The sequence below is a fragment of the Psychromonas antarctica genome, assembly GCF_022267535.1.
Taxonomy (GTDB): domain Bacteria; phylum Pseudomonadota; class Gammaproteobacteria; order Enterobacterales; family Psychromonadaceae; genus Psychromonas; species Psychromonas antarctica.
Map to the genome: position 1 here is coordinate 17248 of NZ_JAHNZV010000026.1, position 17704 is coordinate 34951.

A 17704-nucleotide genomic window follows, 5' to 3' on the forward strand; every position below is an offset into this window, starting at 1 on the left:
GATTACAATCACAGTGCTCAGCAGTGAACATTTCTATCTGGTCAGACAATAAAAATATTTATATAATTCACTCTTAAATACGATTTTTCATCTATGCGCGGACACTATGCTTTCAGAAATAATAAAAAAACAGATCCGTTGCAGTTATGATCTCATCACACAAGCATTACCTAACTTCAGCAAACGTAAGGCGCAAAATTATTTAGTCGCTGAAATAGCGAAAGTACTTGCCGGTGAATATGATAAATCAAGGCGCATACTGGTCGCCGAAGCGGGGACCGGTATTGGCAAGTCATTAGCTTACATTTTGGCGGCATTGCCAGTGGCACAGCGCCTAAATAAAAAATTAGTTATTTCCACCGCCACTATTACTTTACAAGAGCAGCTAATCAATAAAGATCTACCTTTCTTTTTACGCCATAGTGATTATAAGTTTTCATTTACCTTGGCTAAAGGCCGTCAACGTTATTGTTGCGAACACAAGTTATTTAGTGCTCAGATAGAGGCTCCTCAGCCAACTCTTTTCCAGCAAAAGCCACAAGCAGGTGACAAAGCATTATTAAAAGATCTCAATAGTGCTTATCTCGCTGGAAAATGGCTTGGCGATCGTGATAGCTGGCCGAAGACGATTCCAGATCGTATATGGCAATTGATTGTCTCTGACAAATTTAGCTGTAAACGCGCGTTAGCCAATCATCGCCAGTGCCCTTTTCATAGGGCACGAGACGACATCAATAAAGCCGACGTAATTGTTGTTAACCATGCGCTGCTATTAGCAGACCTTGAACTGGGGGGCGGTATTATACTACCCGATCCTGATAATTGTTTTTATATTTTAGATGAAGCGCACCATCTGCCTAAAATATCCCGCGATTTCTCCAGTGCTAGTGCAAGTATTAAGGGAAGCCAAGATTGGCTGAAAAAAATCAAACCGCTCAATCAGCATATCAATCGGGTCATTAAAAGACAGACCACCATAACACCGGGCATAAATCTATTAGAGAGTTCGCTTGAAATAAGCAAAGATCTTAAAATTATTGAGCACTATTTTAACAATAATCCGCACTATTTCAGTGAATCTCAGCAATACCGTTTTCCGATGGGCCAATTGCCGGAGGCTCTGACGACGCCAGTCTGTAATTTAAAAGAAGAGAGTAAGAAGTGTTTAGCAGCTGTAAATAAACTTTCAACCATTATTAATGAAGAGATCAAAGATGGTAATGTCAAAATGGCCGACGTCGAGCCGCTACTGATTGAGTCCGGTTTTTTCTTACAACGCTTAGAAAATATGGTTTCCCTTTGGCAGATGTTAAGTAAAGAGCGCAGCAGTAAGCAAACGCCAATTGCCGCTTGGGCTTCACAGGAAAATAGTGATATCTACTTAAATGCTTCTCCTATCGAAGTGGGCGGAATACTCGAATATATGTTTTGGTCGCGGGCTGCAGGTGTTATTTTATGCTCGGCAACATTAACTTCACTTAATAACTTTGACTACTTTAAGCGTCAAAGTGGCTTAAAAAGTAATGATGGTACACAATATTTGCGCTTAAAATCGCCCTTTAATTACCCTGCCATCCCGTTAATTATTTGCGATATGGACAATGATCCGACTCAGGCTAACTTTGATAATGAGTTGGTGACTAAAATCGACCATTATCTACAGGATAAACAAGCAAACTTGGTTTTATTTGCTTCTTATTGGCAAATGAATTTAGTTGCTGATCAACTAAGTAAAAAGTATGCCGATGCCCTGTTAATACAGGGTAATTTATCGCGTACAAAAATGATTGAAGCGCATAAACTGCGTTGTGATCAGGGGTTAACGAGTATCTTATTTGGTACCGGTAGTTTATCTGAAGGGCTTGATTTACCCGGACCTTATTTGACCAACTTAATCATCACTAAATTGCCTTTTGCCGTGCCTAACTCGCCCGTTGAAGAAGCACATTCAGAGTGGATAAAAGCGCAAGGCGGTAATCCATTTATGCAACTTTCAGTACCCGAAACAAGTAAAAAACTGATTCAGGCCTGTGGCCGATTAATCCGTCAAGAAAATGATACTGGTCAGATTATTATTTTAGATAAACGAGTTAAAACAAAACGTTATGGTAAAGGATTGCTGGATGCCCTGCCCCCTTTCGATATTCAATTTGAGAAAAAAAGTCATGACTGAGGTTTTATTTGATCCAGCAAGCTGGGCATTAATTATGGCCGTAGGCCTTTGCGCAGGATTTATCGATGCCATAGTAGGAGGGGGTGGCATGTTAACAGTACCTACTTTATTAAGCTTGGGGCTACCACCACATTTAACTCTGGGGACAAACAAACTATCGGCCTGTTTCGCTTCAGGTACAGCTGCTTATACCTACTTTAGAAAACAACTGTTCAATCCCCATTTTTGGTTACAAAGTTTTTACAGCACACTGCTAGGTGCATTGGTCGGCACGATAGTGATCAATTTGATCGCAACACAATGGCTAGAAAAAGTACTGCCATTAATAATTTTAGGTGTTGCTCTATATAGTCTGTTTAATCGCATGGCAGATACCGGCGATTTTGAATTACCAGATAGCAGTGTTGCATTGCGCATTAAACAAAGACTGCAAGGTTTTATACTTGGTTTTTATGATGGCAGCGCAGGGCCAGGTGCAGGCGCATTCTGGGTTATCTCCACCATGCGTTTATACCGATTGAATATTTTACTTGCTAGCGGTGTTGCCAAATCGATGAATTTCACTAGCAATCTCACTTCGTTGGTCATTTTTATCTATTTTGGACAAGTGAATTGGTTTATTGGATTAACCATGGGCAGTTGTTTAATGATAGGTGCCTATATTGGAGCCCATTCTGCAATCTATTTCGGTGCAAAATTTATACGTCCTATTTTTATCACCATCGTACTGATTATGGCAATTAATTTAGGATACAACGCATGGCTGAATTAAGTATAAAAGAGTTAAATGCCTATCGCCAATTTTTAACACAGCTAAAATCTCAACTCGATGATTTAGATCGCCGCTGTATAAAACTTGATGGCGAAGTTAAGCAATCAGAAAATCATTGTTTCGTCTTTGAAGTTCATCTTTTTACAAAGCGCAGCTACAGCCTCGTTGGCTATATCAAGCAGATCCAAAAGACCTTTGATTTATTACAAGACGCGATCAATAAACAACTTCCAGAACCGTTGATTAAATATGAATGTGAGCTTTTTGTCGGCCAGTTCCATGTTCTACTGCAACTGGTACAAGGACTGGAGAAAGGAGAAGCGGATCTTTTATATAAGTCCTATTCTTCGCTTAAGGAGCAGATCTACCAACAACTGCAGAAGCAATACCGGTATGAGCAGCGTTTACTAACAATGATTTCAGAGCAAGAAGAACGCTTGGCAAGCAATGAATCAGCCGAGAAATCCTATATTAAAGAAAAAATTGCGGCATTGAAAATACGCTACCAAAAATGTAATAGCTTCACTCAAAAATTAGAGTTTCAATTAGAAGAGATACAAGATGAATAAATCAGAAAATATGCAGATCAATTTATTGGGTGCCCCGAAAGCGATACAAATCGCAGTCGATCTGATTCAGCTTTTAGAAGAAAATCAGATCGAAACGGAAGTCGCAATAGCTGCATTGGAAGTTGTACTTACCGATTTCAAAAAAAAAGAGTTAAAAAACAAATAGAATCAGTAACATAAAAAATAATGGTGCTTGCTGTAATTAATATAGCTGGCACTAATATTATCCACTCGCGCAGTTTTAGGCCCTTGCTCTAACCATTTCAACATTTTATCAATATTCCCCTTTTTCCCGAACAGTAACACCTCAACATCACCACAACTAAGGTTCTTCGCATGCCCTGTTAAATTATATTTACTGGCTTCTCTGCTTGTATAATAACGAAACCCCACACCTTGGACATGACCATTGACAATAATTTCACAGCCAATATTTTCCATTTTGCTCTCTCCCAATTTAACTCGCCAATACAGTTAAGTGTAGCTAAAACCAAAACTTATTTTACAAATAGAAAAGCATAAAAAGAAAAATAAATGATACCCATAAAATATTCGCTGCGGTTTGCCTCCGGCTCTGCCGCAGTATTAGTTGAAATTAGCTCTATTACTGTTTGCGCCAAGTAGTGCCGTCTGGTCCATCTTCCAATACAATTTTCAAAGCGGCAAGTTTATCACGCGCATCATCAGCGCTAGACCAATCTTTATTCGCGCGTGCGTCATTTCGCTGCTTAATAAGGGTTTCTATCATGCGCACTTCATCTTCGCTCTCATTGCCCTGCAAAAACTGTTCTGCGGATTGGCTTAACAAACCCAACACATTGCCTAGGTTAACTAATAAATAGGCACAGTGGACAGCTTGCGGCTTATCAGTTACCTTTAATCGATTGACCTCTTTAGCTAGATCAAAAAGCACCGCTAAGGCTTCTGGTGTATTAAAATCATCATCCATTGCTTTAGAAAATTGCTTATAGTAGGGATCACTTTCATCCACATGAGCGGCGGTTAGATCAAGATCGCGGATAGCAGTGTACAAACGTTCAAGACTAGCGCGTGCCTGCTTTAGATTATCTTCAGAGTAATTCAGCTGGCTACGGTAGTGCCCAGAAATCAGAAAATAGCGCACGGATTCACTATCATAAACATCGAGTACATCTTTGATAGTAAAAAAGTTATTCAAAGATTTCGACATTTTTACTTTATCAATCTGTACCATACCTGAATGCATCCAAGTATGAACATATTCGCCATGATGCGCGCAGCAAGATTGTGCTATTTCATTTTCATGGTGCGGAAATGAAAGATCTGAGCCACCGCCATGAATATCAAAAACTTCACCGAGATGCTTATTATTCATAGCTGAACATTCGATATGCCACCCAGGACGACCATTGCCCCATGGTGACGCCCAGTAAGGTTCATTCTCTTTAGACATTTTCCATAAGACAAAGTCAAGTGGGTTATGCTTACTATCTTCGACATCGACACGCGAGCCAGCTTGTAACATGTCGAGATCTTGTCCGCTGAGTTGCCCGTACTCAGGAAAACTTTCAACCGAGAAAAGCACATCGCCATTGTCTGCAATATAAGCATGCTGTTTATTAATTAATTTTTCAACCATAGCGATAACTTCAGGCATATGATCCGTAACCCGAGGCTCTAAATTAGGACGTAGCATATTTAATGCATCAAAATCCTTATGCATCGCGTCAGTAAAGCGTTCGGTTAACTGTGCACAAGACTCGTTATTTTCATTAGCACGTTTAATTATTTTGTCATCCACATCAGTAATATTACGAATAAAGTTTAACTCGTAACCGCTGAACCGTAGATAACGCGCAATAGTATCAAAAGCCACAAAGGTTCGAGCGTGACCAATATGGCAATAATCATAAATAGTTACGCCGCACACATACATGCCGACCTTACCAGGGACGAGCGGTTTAAATTGTTCTTTTTTCCGTGTCAGTGTGTTGTATATTTTTAGCATGCGGCTTCCAGTTGTTAATGGTCAAAACGTTATTCTAACCTGCAAATAAGACAAATTCATCCTTTGTATTTAACCATTTAAAATGTTCCTGTATAATAGTGTATTTTTATATAGGCAGGATATTATGATGGTTACTTTACATACAAATTTCGGCGATATTAAACTTGATCTAAACCAAGAGAAAGCACCCAATACGGTTGCTAACTTTATCGCATATGCACAATCAGGCCATTATGACAAGACCATCTTTCACCGTGTCATTGATGGTTTTATGGTTCAAGGGGGTGGATTTGCTTCTGGTATGGAAGAAAAAGAAACGCTTAAACCAATAAAAAATGAAGCGAATAATGGCTTATCCAATACTAAATATTCAGTTGCAATGGCCCGCACCATGGAACCTCATTCGGCATCTGCACAATTTTTCATTAATGTTGGTGATAATAAATTCTTAGACTTTAAATCAGAAACAACTGATGGTTGGGGGTATTGTGTGTTTGCTAAAGTTGTAGAGGGTACTGATGTTGTTGATAAAATCAGAAATGTAGCGACTGGGAACTCTGGCTTTGTACATCAGGATGTACCTCTTGAAGATGTGATTATAAACAGCGTTACAGTCGAGTAATATGCGTACTCTCTTTATTGCCGATTTACACCTTAGTGAAGCACACCCTAAAATAACCACGGCTTTCTTCTCCTTTTTAGAAAAAGAGAGCGGTGATGTTGATGCCTTATATATTTTGGGTGATTTATTTGAGGTGTGGATTGGTGATGATGAGCACACACAGCTAATGGATGAAGTGGCTAAGCGTCTTTCGGCTTATGCAAAAATCAATCAAATCAATATCTACTATATTCACGGTAACCGTGATTTTATGATTGGTAAAAAATACGCGAAAGAAGCTGCTTTACAATTGTTAAATGAACACAGTGAAATAGATCTCTACGGAGAAAATGTATTAATTATGCACGGTGATACACTCTGCTTGGCAGATAAGAATTACCAGAAAATGCGTGTCATAATTCATAATCCTCTTTTACAATCTATCTTTAATTTAATGCCGCTATCTATACGTAAAAAAATTGGTTGGAAAATCCGCAGCGCCAGCCAATCTAAAAAAGTATACAAAAATAAAGAGGTAATGGGTGTAACAGAAAGTGAAGTATTACGTTTAATGGATAAGCATCGCGCTCACACATTGATCCACGGCCATACTCATCAAGCGGCAAAACACCTATTTAAAATATTGAACAAGCCTGCGCTGCGTTTTGATGTCGGAGATTGGTTCAATAATGTCAGCTTTGTTGAAGCACAAACAGATCAAATTGAGTTAATTATTCGCCCCATCAGCTATTATACAAACTAGCGCCTTCACAATCCTCTTTTAGAAATGTCTTTATAGTGATTTTTCTAACTAAATGAACTATTTAGGCGTTAAAAAAACGCATGACAAAAAAAATAATTACAGTACTCGTTGTTCTAATTGGAAAATGAATAACCAAACTAGCTCTCGTTTTAGCAAGCATAGTTAATAAGTAAATTTGCGATTACATATTTAGGTATATTAATAAAATCTTTAGCCACAGTCGCTTACAGAAAATAACTTATTTTATTTTAGGCTCAAAAAAGCCGACAGATGAGTCGGCTTAGCATTTATGGGAAGGTGCAGTAACAACTTATAATTGCGCAAGATCGTGGGTTATTTCACCCGCTTCAATGAGAAAGGCATCGACAGGTTCAAAATCATCTGGAAAATCATCTAACGATTTTACTTTTTCTAAACTAGCGCGTTGTAAACGCTCATTACCGCGTTGAAGTGCTTGTCGGTCATTCTTTTCACGTAATTTTATGCGCTCATTTTCATTAAGAGAAATTACCGTTACATCTTTTTCCTTACGATACGCTTCAATATCATTTGCCAGATAAGTGTACTCTATTTCGTTTTTGATCCGTTCTTTATGTTTTAGGACTAGCTGACTGATATCCCCACGGAGATCATTGACAGGTCGGTAATCCGCAGATTTTATATTATCCCACGGTAATGAATTTTTTTCTAAACTCTCACCGGTATCTTGGTGATCAATTGGACTCGGAAAAACGATATCAGGTTGAACACCTTTATGTTGCGTGCTTCCCCCATTAATTCTATAAAATTTCGCAATAGTGTATTGAACTGAACCTATGTTCTCTTCATCTTTATCGTAAAATCGTGCAATACGGCGATGCTGTTGAACGGTGCCCTTGCCATAGCTCTGCTCACCAATGATAATTGCCCGCCCATAATCTTGCAGGGCAGCCGCAAAAATTTCAGATGCCGAGGCGCTATTACGGTTAATTAGAATAGATAAAGGACCATTATAACTCACTGCTTTATCGTCATCTTCATGTACCAAAATATGGTTACGGCTATCGCGTACCTGGACAACGGGTCCAGATGGAATAAATAATCCAGTTAGTAATGTCGCTTCACTAAGCGCCCCACCACCATTATTACGCAGATCAACGATGATTCCCTCAACTTTTTCTTTCTTTAATATTGTCAGCTCTTTGTCGACATCTTCGCTTAATTTCATATAGAAACTAGGGATAGTAATCACCCCTATTTTCTTACCTTCGACTGTTTCAATAGAAGATTTTGCTTCTCTATCTTCGAGACGAATTTCTTCTCTAACAATTTCAATAACGTGGTTTTTAGCCGCTACTTTACCCGATAATATTTGTAATTTAACCTTCGTGCCCTTAGGCCCTTTGATTAAATCTACAATATCATCTAAACGCCAACCCACAACATCAACGACTTTTTCGCCCTCTTGTCCTACACCAATAATTTTATCATCTTTAAAAATCTGTTTAGATCGCTCGGCAGGCCCACCAGGGACGAGACTTCTAACAATAGTATAATCATCCTCAAGTTGTAAAACAGCGCCGATCCCTTCTAGCGATAGATTCATCTCCATTTTAAAACGCTCAGCATTTCTTGCCGATAGATAACTAGTGTGAGGCTCAATGGTATGTGAGTAGGCATTCATAAAACTCTGAAATACATCTTCACTTTCAGTTTGCACTAACTGTTTGATAGCACTATTGTATCTTTTACTTAGTTGAGTTTTAATTTCAGGCCATTTTTTATTGTCTAATTTAAGTACCAAGGCATCAGATTTAACTTTTTCCTGCCAAATTTTATTAAGTTCACTTAAATCAGCAGCCCAATTAGCATCACTGCGATCAAACTGATATTCATCTTTTCCAGTAAATTTCATTTCCGTCTCCAAAAGAGACAGTGCATAACGGTAACGTTCATAGCGACGTGTTAAATTAAGCTGGTATATAAGGTATATAGCATCTAATTGGCCCGATTTAAGGCTATCATCAAAAGAAAACTGATATTTTTTTAACACATCAATATCACTTTGCATGAAAATCTGTTTGTTATAATCGAGCTGGTCAATATAACGCTCGAACACTTTTTCTGAAAGAGCATCATTCAAAGGAACAAATTTATAATGTGAGCGACTAAATAGATCGCTCACTCTTTTCGCCACTTTGCTGTGCTGGGTTTGGGCTTCTAATTGTGGAATATCTTTTATGTCGAAACTAGCTGCGACAGCAAAAGTAATACCAATATATGACGCAGCGGCAACAATTAAAGCATGACGAAAAAATTTATTCATTAATAGACCTTTTTATACAATAAGTAGATGTTTAGCTTTAACTTTCACTGTCATGCCAGAGTCAAGTTGTACCTGAACGTCATCTTTCATGATATCGACGACGACACCTGAAACCGGCACTTTCCCTAAGACAACTTTGACAGCTTGGCTAAGCTTAAGTTCAGAATGAACGGCTTCTTTATGAGTAACCAGTATTTCAACTTTCTCAACAATGGCTTTAGCTGCTCGTGTTGGCACATTTACTTTTTTAGGTGTCCGCTTCGGAGCGGTTTCTGGGGCAATTTTTTTCTTATTTGCAAATGCTTTTTCTTTACTTTCATTTAACGTTTTCAATGCATGAGCAGCATGCTCTGCTGAAACCTCATCACCTTCTATCCCATCAAGATCAACACGTTTGATTGTCTCTTTAATGCAATGCAGATAACGCCAACTTAAGGTATATTGGCGCAACGCCCCTCTAAGTTGCGTTTTACTAACACGCTCCTCATTTTCTAAACGTACAGCCAACTCTTGAAATATACCAATTTTCAATGGCTTCGCCTGATCTTTGCCGGCTGTAAAACATAAAGGAAACTGCTCAGTTAAAAAAGCGATGATTTGTTTGTTGTTTGTAAATTTTTCAGTGATTTCCATGTAAAACCTAATTATTAGTGCCTGTGTTCAGACGATAAAATGATCTGTTAAATCATTTGAAATTCAAAATATTGTCGTATTATAAAGGTGCAGTGATCAAATGTGAAACTTAATTTATCTGCCTCTCTCTTTTTGCACCTTATCTCGCAGCGAAACACCTTTTTATTAAAAAATTAGCCAACAGATTTAGGCAGTACTATCCCTTTCTTATAAAAACGAGTAAAATCCGCCGTCCTGCAATACGGTTACAGTAAAGCATTTTAAAATGCCTATATAAAGCATTTCAATGAATGTTTTCTATTAGGATTGCCCTGACTTGATATCAGAAGAGAAAATGATGACTCCAGAACTACTATCGCCTGCTGGCACACTTAAAAATATGCGTTATGCCTTTGCCTATGGTGCAGATGCGGTCTATGCCGGCCAACCTCGTTATTCACTGCGTGTGCGTAATAATGAATTCAATATTGAAAAATTAAAAATAGGTATTGATGAAGCCCATGCTCAAGGGAAAAAGCTCTATGTAGTGTGTAATATTCAACCTCATAATTCTAAATTAAAAACTTTTCTTCGCGATATGAAGCCGGTTGTTGATTTAAAACCTGACGCAATCATAATGTCCGATCCAGGCTTAATTATGATGGTGCGTGAAGCGTTTCCGGAAATGCCAGTGCACTTGAGTGTCCAAGCTAATGCGGTCAACTGGGCAACAGTTAAGTTTTGGGAAAAACAGGGAATAGAGCGTGTAATCTTATCACGAGAGCTATCCCTTGATGAAATTGAAGATATTCGCCAGCACTGCCCAGATATCGAAATTGAGGTTTTTGTGCATGGCGCGCTATGCATGGCCTATTCCGGTCGTTGTTTATTGTCCGGTTATATCAATAAACGCGATCCGAACCAAGGAACTTGCACTAACTCATGTCGTTGGAAGTATGATGCACATGAAGCAAAAGAAAATGAAAGCGGTGATATTGTTGCAATTCAACGCCCGGCACCAACATTGGGAGAGGGCAAACCAAGCGATCAACTTTTCTTATTGCAAGAGCAGGGCCGCCCTAATGAATATATGCCTGCATTTGAAGATGAGCACGGCACTTATATTATGAATTCAAAAGATTTGCGTGCTATCCAGCATGTCGAACGATTATTAAAAATAGGTGTGCAATCATTAAAAATTGAGGGCCGTACCAAAAGTTTCTACTATTGCGCGCGTACTGCACAGGTTTACCGTAAAGCGATGGATGATGCTATTGCTGGGCGTCCTTTTGATCCTAAGCTAATGGGAACGCTCGAAAATCTTGCTCACCGAGGTTATACCGAAGGTTTTTTAAGTCGTCATACACACGATGAGTATCAAAACTACGATTACGGCTACTCTATTAGTGACACGCAACAATTTGTCGGTGAAATGACGGGCCGAAATGAAAATGGGCTTGCTGAAGTCACCGTTAAAAATAAATTTTTGGTTGGTGATAAACTCGAATTAATGACACCGAAAGGCAATATTAATTTCACACTAGAACAGTTACAAACTCGCAAAGGAGAGCTTGTCGATGTCGCACCTGGATCTGGCCACATTCTCTACATGCCGGTTCCTAAAGAGATAGATCTCAGCCATGCATTACTGATGCGCAATCTAAATGTGGGTGCAAATACACGCAACCCCCACAGTAAATAAAGATGGCGTTATTAATAAAAGACAACTGCATCAATTGCGATATGTGCGATCCAGAATGTCCAAATGAAGCAATCACGTTCGGTGCAGAAATTTATGAAATTGATCCTAATTTATGTACCGAATGTGTTGGTTTTTATGAAAAACCGACCTGTATGGTGGTCTGCCCAATCAACTGCATTATTATTGATCCCGACCATATTGAAAGTGAAGAACAGCTATTAGATAAGTTTGTTGAAATTCATGGCGGCTGATTAATTGAATGGCGAGGAAAAGATGCGACTAATTGCAAAATAAATCACAACAATACAAATGTTATTGGTGATTAGTTAAACATTCATTTTAACCAGCAGCAATCAATGTAGAATTAGCCGTTGATGCCTTGTGTATTGCTTCGCTGTTTGCAATTACCTTGTAAAATATCCAAATATATTTGATTTTGCTAAATGACGCTAGGTGCATGCTATTATCAAATATAGGGTATTTTATACGGCCAAGTTGTTGCTAATATTTTTTGTCCTAACAGCGTTACTATTAAACAGCGAATAATAAATGCAGCGGAGGTTAAATTTTGACTTATGAGTTTAGGAATTTAAAGATGATCTGTCTTATTATATTAAGCCATAGGGCCACTAACATTTATCTTAAGCAGGGATATTAATTTAACTATGCGCTTTTTATTTACTATTGCTATGACACTACTATTATATGGTTGTTACAAAAACGAATCGGTGATTACAGACACCCTAATCTACTGCTCAGAAGCTTACCCACAGTCGTTTAACTCGCAAATCAGTCACGATATATCAACCTTAGATGCGACAACGCATCAATTATACAATCGCTTAGTAAAATTTGATGCTTCTGGTGAAAGTTTTATACCTGACTTAGCAACGCATTGGCAGCAAAGTGATGACAAATTAAGTTTTACTTTTTTCCTGCGCAAAAATGTTAATTTTCAGCACACAGATTATTTTACTCCAACTCGTTTTTTTAATGCTGATGATGTTATTTTCAGTTTTCAGCGTATGTTGGAAATAAATACCCCTTATAATTCAATAAACCGAGCAGGAGATAGCTATTTTTATAACCATCCGTTTACAAACTTAGTGGCCGATGTCATCAAAATTGATGACTACACGGTGAAATTCATCCTAAATGAGCCTGATGTTACATTGTTAGCTAATTTAGCCGCCCACTATGGGGTTATTATTTCTAAACAGTACGGAGAAAAATTGCTATCAATTGGTCATCCAGAGAAGATAGATTATTATCCAATAGGCACTGGCCCCTACCAGTTTAAGAATGCAAACAAAAGAACGGGTATTATTCGCTATAATGCGCATCCTCAGTATTGGGGAGTGCGACCTTCGATCAAAAACCTTATTTTTGAGGTGACTACCAATAAGACGAAACGTCACTCAAAATTATTATCAGGTGAATGCGATATCATTACCTACCCTGAACCAAGCCAGCTTGATAAAATGGCTGCCAATCCAAAAATAAAACTTCACCGTACGGCGACAGATAATCTTGCATTGTGGTCATTCAATACGGTCGCTGCACAGTTTAATAATAAAAACATTCGCCAAGCTTTCAGTTATGCTATTGACCAAAAAACAATCATCGAAGCCATATTTTTTCAAAGTGGTAACGCAACAAGTTCATTATTAGCAGAACAATCATGGGCATATAATCCAAAGAGGATTACGCTACAATATAATCCACAATTAGCCTTGGAGATGCTTAAAAACAATAATTTTGATTTCAACAAGACCATTACCATCCTGACATCTATCGAAAATTCAGTGTTCAATCCTAATTTTCACAAAACAGCAGAATTAATTCAAATAAATTTATTTGATATTGGAATAAAGAGTGAGATTATTTCTTTGCTTCCTGCCGCACTTGAAAAACGACTAGCATCAGGTCATTACGATACATATTTAACTGGCATAAATATGCCAATGAATGATCCAGATAGCTTATTTAGACCCTTACTCAGTTGCGATGCAACAGTCGCTGAAGGTAACTCAAGCCAATGGTGCAGTAAACGAGTACAAACTTTATTAGATTCCGCTTTGTTAGAATCTAATTTTATTAAACGTATTATGAGCTATTACAAATTACAAGAAATCACCCAACAAGATCGGCCCTACTATCCGATTGCTCATGTACTTAGGGTCGATGCCTCTAACCAAAATATATCAGGCTTACGCGTTGATCCATTAACGGGTATAGATTTTCAATATATAAGAAAAACAGAAGTAAATTAGTATGCTGAATTATATTTCCCGACGCCTTAACTTATTACTCATTAATGCATTTATCCTTACGATTATCGCATTCCTGCTTGCACAATGGTCAAATGGGCAATCACTAACAGATACGAATTACATTATTGACTATGTGAAATATATATCTGCTATTTTACAAGGTGATTGGGGCTCCTCAATTGATAACCGACTGATACTACAGCAAGGGTTGACGGCGTTCGCGTCAACCCTTGAACTTTGTATAATATCATTTATTACTGCAGCTCTAATTGCAATCCCTTTGGGTATTTTTGCCGGCTTTTATCCTAATCATTTTCTTGACTATTGCATAATGACCATCGCCTTAATTGGTCTAGCAATCCCCATATTCTGGTTGGCAGTGATAACCACAATGTTACCCAGATTAACCGGCATTACACTGCCGATTGATGGCGGTATTAGCCCGATTTTTGAAGTCCCAGTTGTGTCGGGATTTATGCTGATTGATACACTATTAGCAGAGGATTTGTATCAATTAAATGCATTTTATGATCGCTTAGCACATCTGTTTTTACCCTCCATTGTTTTGTCATTTTTCTTGATTGCAGAGATTATTCGTTTAACGCGCCGCTCTATTACGACGGTTATGAAAAGCAATTATATAAAAGCGGCATATGCCAACGGATTGAGCAAAACTAGACTTGTCCTTCATCATGTTCTAAAAAATGCATTACCCTCTATTATTCATCAATTGAGACTACAACTCAGTACTATTATTTCCTTCGCCATGGTGATAGAAATAGTCTTCTCGTTACCCGGAGCTGGTGTTTGGTTATTGAATAGCATTAAAGAAGAAGATTATCTCGCATTGCCTGCTGCGGTATTGATTATTTCAGGGTTTATTTTATTATTCAGTATTTTTATAGATATATTTTTGATGATTATATCGCCACTTAAGCGGAAATCTTTATATGTTGATTAATTACGAATTCAATGAAGATAAAATTCAATCTCCCCTACAATATACATGGTCAATATTTAAAAGAAATAATATTGCGATCGCGGCTATGTGGGTTGCCATTATACTTGTCATGATCGTTATATTTGCGGGTTATATTCTACCAAATACGCCCACAACTCAGGTTAAGCAACTACTGCTTCCCCCCTACTGGATTGATGGCGGTGTATCAGATCATTTTCTGGGCACAGATGATCTCGGCCGAGATACCTTAACGCGCTTAATACAAGGCATACAATTAACCCTTGGCGGCGCACTATTACTAACCCTTATAGTATCCATATTAGGCACCATAATTGGCGCAACCGCCGCGTTAACTAAAGGCTTAAAAGCGAGCATATTACATCACTTTCTTGATGCACTTTTAATTATCCCAACATTACTCTCTGCGCTTATTCTAATTGCGATATTCGGGCCCAGTTATGAAAATTGCTTAATCGCTGTTTCTCTTTCACTATTACCACAATTTATAAGAGCTATTTATATTAATATTGAAAATGAGTTAAACAAGCAATATATCATTGCTTTACGTCTTGACGGAGCAGCTAATATCCGTCTATTACGTTTTGGTATATTCCCCAATATTTTAGAGTCAATGGTCTCTTTACTCAATCGTATTTTTAGCCTTGCAATATTAGAGATTTCAACACTCGGATTCTTAGGATTTGGTACGCAATTTTGGGATGTTGAGTTGGGTGCGTTAATTGCCAGCAGCATAGGGCTAATTTTTTCATCTCCATGGCTGGTTTTATTTCCTGGGATTGCAATTTTTATTATCGTTTTAGTTTTTAATGTTTTTACAGAGGGCTTACGCCACGCAGTCATTGAAGGAGAAGATGAATAATGTCGTTACTGGATATTCGTAATTTAAGTATCGATATTGCCACTGCACAAGGCAAAGTGCGTGTTATCGACAAAGTATCTTTGACTATTGTTGATGGCTCCATTCACGGTTTGGTTGGAGAGTCCGGATCTGGAAAGAGTCTTATCGCAAAAGCAATTTTAGGCTTACATAATGCGAGCTGGACGGTTACCGCTGATCGCATGTTTTTAGGGACGACTGACTTAACCAAACTTTCATCTAAAAACCGCCGCAGAATTATGCGCAAAGAAATTGCCATGATATTTCAGCATCCAAGATCCTACTTAGATCCAAGTAAAAAAATACTACCGCAAATCAGAGAGGTATTACCAACTATCTCTATCAAAAGGCGACTTTTGAACATCATAAAACGTAGTCCAGAGCCATCGCCCCGTCTAAGGATAAAAGAATTATTGCATAAAGTTGGTATTCAAAATGATCGTATCGTACTCGCAAGTTATCCCTATGAACTTTCTGAGGGTATTTGCCAAAAAGTAATGATAGCAATGGCCATTGCAAATAATCCCAGCTTGATTATTGCTGATGAGCCAACCACAGCCATGGAACCCGTTACCCAAGAGCAAATATTTCGCTTACTCTATAAGTTGAATCAATTAAATAATACGACGATTTTATTATTGAGTAACAATTTTGGTAGTATCCGTGATTTATCGGACTATATTACCTTGATTTATTGTGGTCAAACCGTAGAATCAGGCAGTTACAAACAAATCATCAATAGCCCAATGCACCCTTACACGGAAGCAATGATAAAAACAATCTTGGACTTTGATGAGAATATTAGCCATAAAAGCCAATTATATACACTGCCTGGCAATATTCCCTCAGCGAATCAATTACCCATTGGCTGCCGTTTAGGGCCTAGGTGCCCTCGCGCCCAGAGAACCTGCGTAATAAATCCAGAACCTTTAAATTTAAAAGGTCACATGATAAGTTGTCACTTTCCTAGCACAGATAAAAACTAATATGCAGACACTCCTCAACGTAAGTAATTTATGTAAGAACTATAAACGCAGTGCCCGATTTCTGTCTTCGGGCTTTAGGGCGCCGCTTGGGCCTATAAGCTTTACTTTAGGCGCGGGTCAGACTTTATCTATTATCGGCGAAAGTGGTTCAGGGAAAAGCACTTTAGTGCAAATTATTGCAGGACTAATTTCTCCTAGCTCAGGAGATATCTCTATCAAAGGACAGCCTCTCTGCAGCTTATCTCAACAAGAAAGGTGTCGTGCTATTCGCATGGTATTTCAAGATCCAAGCAGTTCACTTAATCCTAAAGTAACAATAGGCAGAATATTAACAGCACCGCTTGAACTTAATACCGATTTCAACAAACAACAAATAAAGGAACAGATCCAAGAAACCTTGGCTTTAGTGGGCTTATTAACTGATTACCTCGATTTTTATCCAAACATGCTATCAACGGTACAACAGCATCAAGTTGCATTAGCGCGTGCAATGATCTTAAACCCTGATATCATCATTGCAGATGAAATATTAGCAACATTAGATATATCATTACGTTTTAAAATAGTTAACCTATTATTAAATATTCAAGAGAATAAAGGCACAAGTTATATCTTTGTTGGACATAATATGAACCTCGTACGTCATATGAGCGATCAAGTTATTGTCATGAACAATGGACTTATAGTTGAAAATAACAACACTGCAGAAATATTTAACACGCCACAAACAGACTACACGAAGCATCTTTTACTAAGCCATCAGCCTGATTATAGGAAATAGTGTTAACGTAAGTCGATTATTTTGCCACTAATATTGACAATAAGAGCATTAAAACAGATGCTTGTTGATGTAGTTTGTATTTTTATTTGATTGAAACAATGGGGTGAGTATTGATGGGCAATTTCAACAAGAAATTTTGGGTAAGCAACATTATTGTATTGTTATTTGCAATTTTACTCACTGTTGCAATCAAATTCATTTTCAATATACTTTTATTGCAACAACAAGAATCGCTCTCGCAGCAACTAAAGTTACGCGAGATGGCGGTGATAACAGACACTACTCAGCTAAATAATCTTGTCGAATCGAATTTATTTAATT

General features: G+C 38.0%; 17 protein-coding genes and 1 pseudogene. 14 read left to right on the forward strand and 4 right to left on the reverse strand.

Going from position 1 to position 17704, the window contains the following annotated elements; translation table 11 throughout:
- Positions 1 to 106 precede the first annotated feature (106 nt).
- The 4 genes from dinG to KSO91_RS08285 are packed head-to-tail and all read left to right on the forward strand — an operon-like array spanning position 107 to position 3680.
- Complete coding sequence (gene dinG / locus KSO91_RS08270; protein WP_238742483.1) at positions 107 to 2173, forward strand: ATP-dependent DNA helicase DinG; 2067 nt, start codon at positions 107 to 109, stop codon at positions 2171 to 2173.
- Positions 2166 to 2945: a sulfite exporter TauE/SafE family protein gene (locus KSO91_RS08275; protein ID WP_238742484.1), complete on the forward strand. Its 780-nt coding sequence runs from the start codon at positions 2166 to 2168 to the stop codon at positions 2943 to 2945. The genes dinG and KSO91_RS08275 overlap by 8 nt, the downstream gene beginning before the upstream one ends.
- Positions 2933 to 3514 (forward strand): primosomal replication protein, encoded by a 582-nt coding sequence (locus KSO91_RS08280; protein WP_238742485.1) that lies wholly within the window; start codon positions 2933 to 2935, stop codon positions 3512 to 3514. The genes KSO91_RS08275 and KSO91_RS08280 overlap by 13 nt, the downstream gene beginning before the upstream one ends.
- Complete coding sequence (locus tag KSO91_RS08285; protein ID WP_238742486.1) at positions 3507 to 3680, forward strand: DUF2496 domain-containing protein; 174 nt, start codon at positions 3507 to 3509, stop codon at positions 3678 to 3680. Before KSO91_RS08280 ends, KSO91_RS08285 begins: the two co-directional genes overlap by 8 nt.
- A gap of 2 nt (positions 3681 to 3682) precedes the next feature.
- Here KSO91_RS08285 and yccX read toward each other — a convergent pair whose 3' ends face one another.
- Positions 3683 to 3955, reverse strand: a complete 273-nt coding sequence (gene yccX, locus KSO91_RS08290; protein WP_238742487.1) for an acylphosphatase — start codon at positions 3953 to 3955, stop codon at positions 3683 to 3685.
- 163 nt (positions 3956 to 4118) lie between these two features.
- Complete coding sequence (cysS, locus tag KSO91_RS08295) at positions 4119 to 5501, reverse strand: cysteine--tRNA ligase (protein WP_238742488.1); 1383 nt, start codon at positions 5499 to 5501, stop codon at positions 4119 to 4121.
- A 127-nt stretch (positions 5502 to 5628) separates the two neighbouring features.
- On the opposite strand from cysS, the gene KSO91_RS08300 reads away from it, so the two are divergent.
- Positions 5629 to 6123 (forward strand): peptidylprolyl isomerase, encoded by a 495-nt coding sequence (locus tag KSO91_RS08300; RefSeq protein ID WP_238742500.1) that lies wholly within the window; start codon positions 5629 to 5631, stop codon positions 6121 to 6123.
- Position 6124: 1 nt separating this feature from the next.
- Positions 6125 to 6865 (forward strand): UDP-2,3-diacylglucosamine diphosphatase, encoded by a 741-nt coding sequence (locus tag KSO91_RS08305; protein WP_238742489.1) that lies wholly within the window; start codon positions 6125 to 6127, stop codon positions 6863 to 6865.
- A gap of 310 nt (positions 6866 to 7175) precedes the next feature.
- Here KSO91_RS08305 and prc read toward each other — a convergent pair whose 3' ends face one another.
- Together prc and proQ are read right to left on the reverse strand one after the other, a co-directional pair.
- Complete coding sequence (gene prc / locus KSO91_RS08310; RefSeq protein WP_238742490.1) at positions 7176 to 9170, reverse strand: carboxy terminal-processing peptidase; 1995 nt, start codon at positions 9168 to 9170, stop codon at positions 7176 to 7178.
- A 12-nt stretch (positions 9171 to 9182) separates the two neighbouring features.
- Positions 9183 to 9803 carry an RNA chaperone ProQ gene (gene proQ, locus KSO91_RS08315; RefSeq protein WP_238742491.1) on the reverse strand — a complete coding sequence of 207 codons (621 nt, stop codon included), beginning with the start codon at positions 9801 to 9803 and terminating at the stop codon, positions 9183 to 9185.
- Positions 9804 to 10137: 334 nt separating this feature from the next.
- Between proQ and trhP the strand changes: the two genes are divergently transcribed.
- From trhP to KSO91_RS08355, 8 genes and pseudogenes are all read left to right on the forward strand, one after another.
- Complete coding sequence (gene trhP, locus KSO91_RS08320; protein WP_238742492.1) at positions 10138 to 11484, forward strand: prephenate-dependent tRNA uridine(34) hydroxylase TrhP; 1347 nt, start codon at positions 10138 to 10140, stop codon at positions 11482 to 11484.
- A 2-nt stretch (positions 11485 to 11486) separates the two neighbouring features.
- Positions 11487 to 11735 (forward strand): YfhL family 4Fe-4S dicluster ferredoxin, encoded by a 249-nt coding sequence (locus tag KSO91_RS08325; protein WP_238742493.1) that lies wholly within the window; start codon positions 11487 to 11489, stop codon positions 11733 to 11735.
- 414 nt (positions 11736 to 12149) lie between these two features.
- Entirely contained in the window at positions 12150 to 13757 is a 1608-nt protein-coding gene (locus tag KSO91_RS08330) for an ABC transporter substrate-binding protein (protein ID WP_238742494.1), read from the forward strand.
- A gap of 1 nt (position 13758) precedes the next feature.
- The gene (locus tag KSO91_RS08335; protein WP_238742495.1) at positions 13759 to 14718 is read left to right on the forward strand and encodes an ABC transporter permease subunit; all 960 of its coding nucleotides are present in this window, start codon (positions 13759 to 13761) and stop codon (positions 14716 to 14718) included.
- The gene (locus KSO91_RS08340) at positions 14708 to 15598 is read left to right on the forward strand and encodes an ABC transporter permease subunit (RefSeq protein WP_238742496.1); all 891 of its coding nucleotides are present in this window, start codon (positions 14708 to 14710) and stop codon (positions 15596 to 15598) included. The genes KSO91_RS08335 and KSO91_RS08340 overlap by 11 nt, the downstream gene beginning before the upstream one ends.
- Positions 15598 to 16602 (forward strand): oligopeptide/dipeptide ABC transporter ATP-binding protein, encoded by a 1005-nt coding sequence (locus tag KSO91_RS08345; RefSeq protein ID WP_238742497.1) that lies wholly within the window; start codon positions 15598 to 15600, stop codon positions 16600 to 16602. Before KSO91_RS08340 ends, KSO91_RS08345 begins: the two co-directional genes overlap by 1 nt.
- 1 nt (position 16603) lies before the next feature.
- Positions 16604 to 17383: an ATP-binding cassette domain-containing protein gene (locus KSO91_RS08350; protein ID WP_238742498.1), complete on the forward strand. Its 780-nt coding sequence runs from the start codon at positions 16604 to 16606 to the stop codon at positions 17381 to 17383.
- 113 nt (positions 17384 to 17496) lie between these two features.
- A pseudogene (locus KSO91_RS08355) lies at positions 17497 to 17704 on the forward strand (EAL domain-containing protein); the annotation flags it as partial.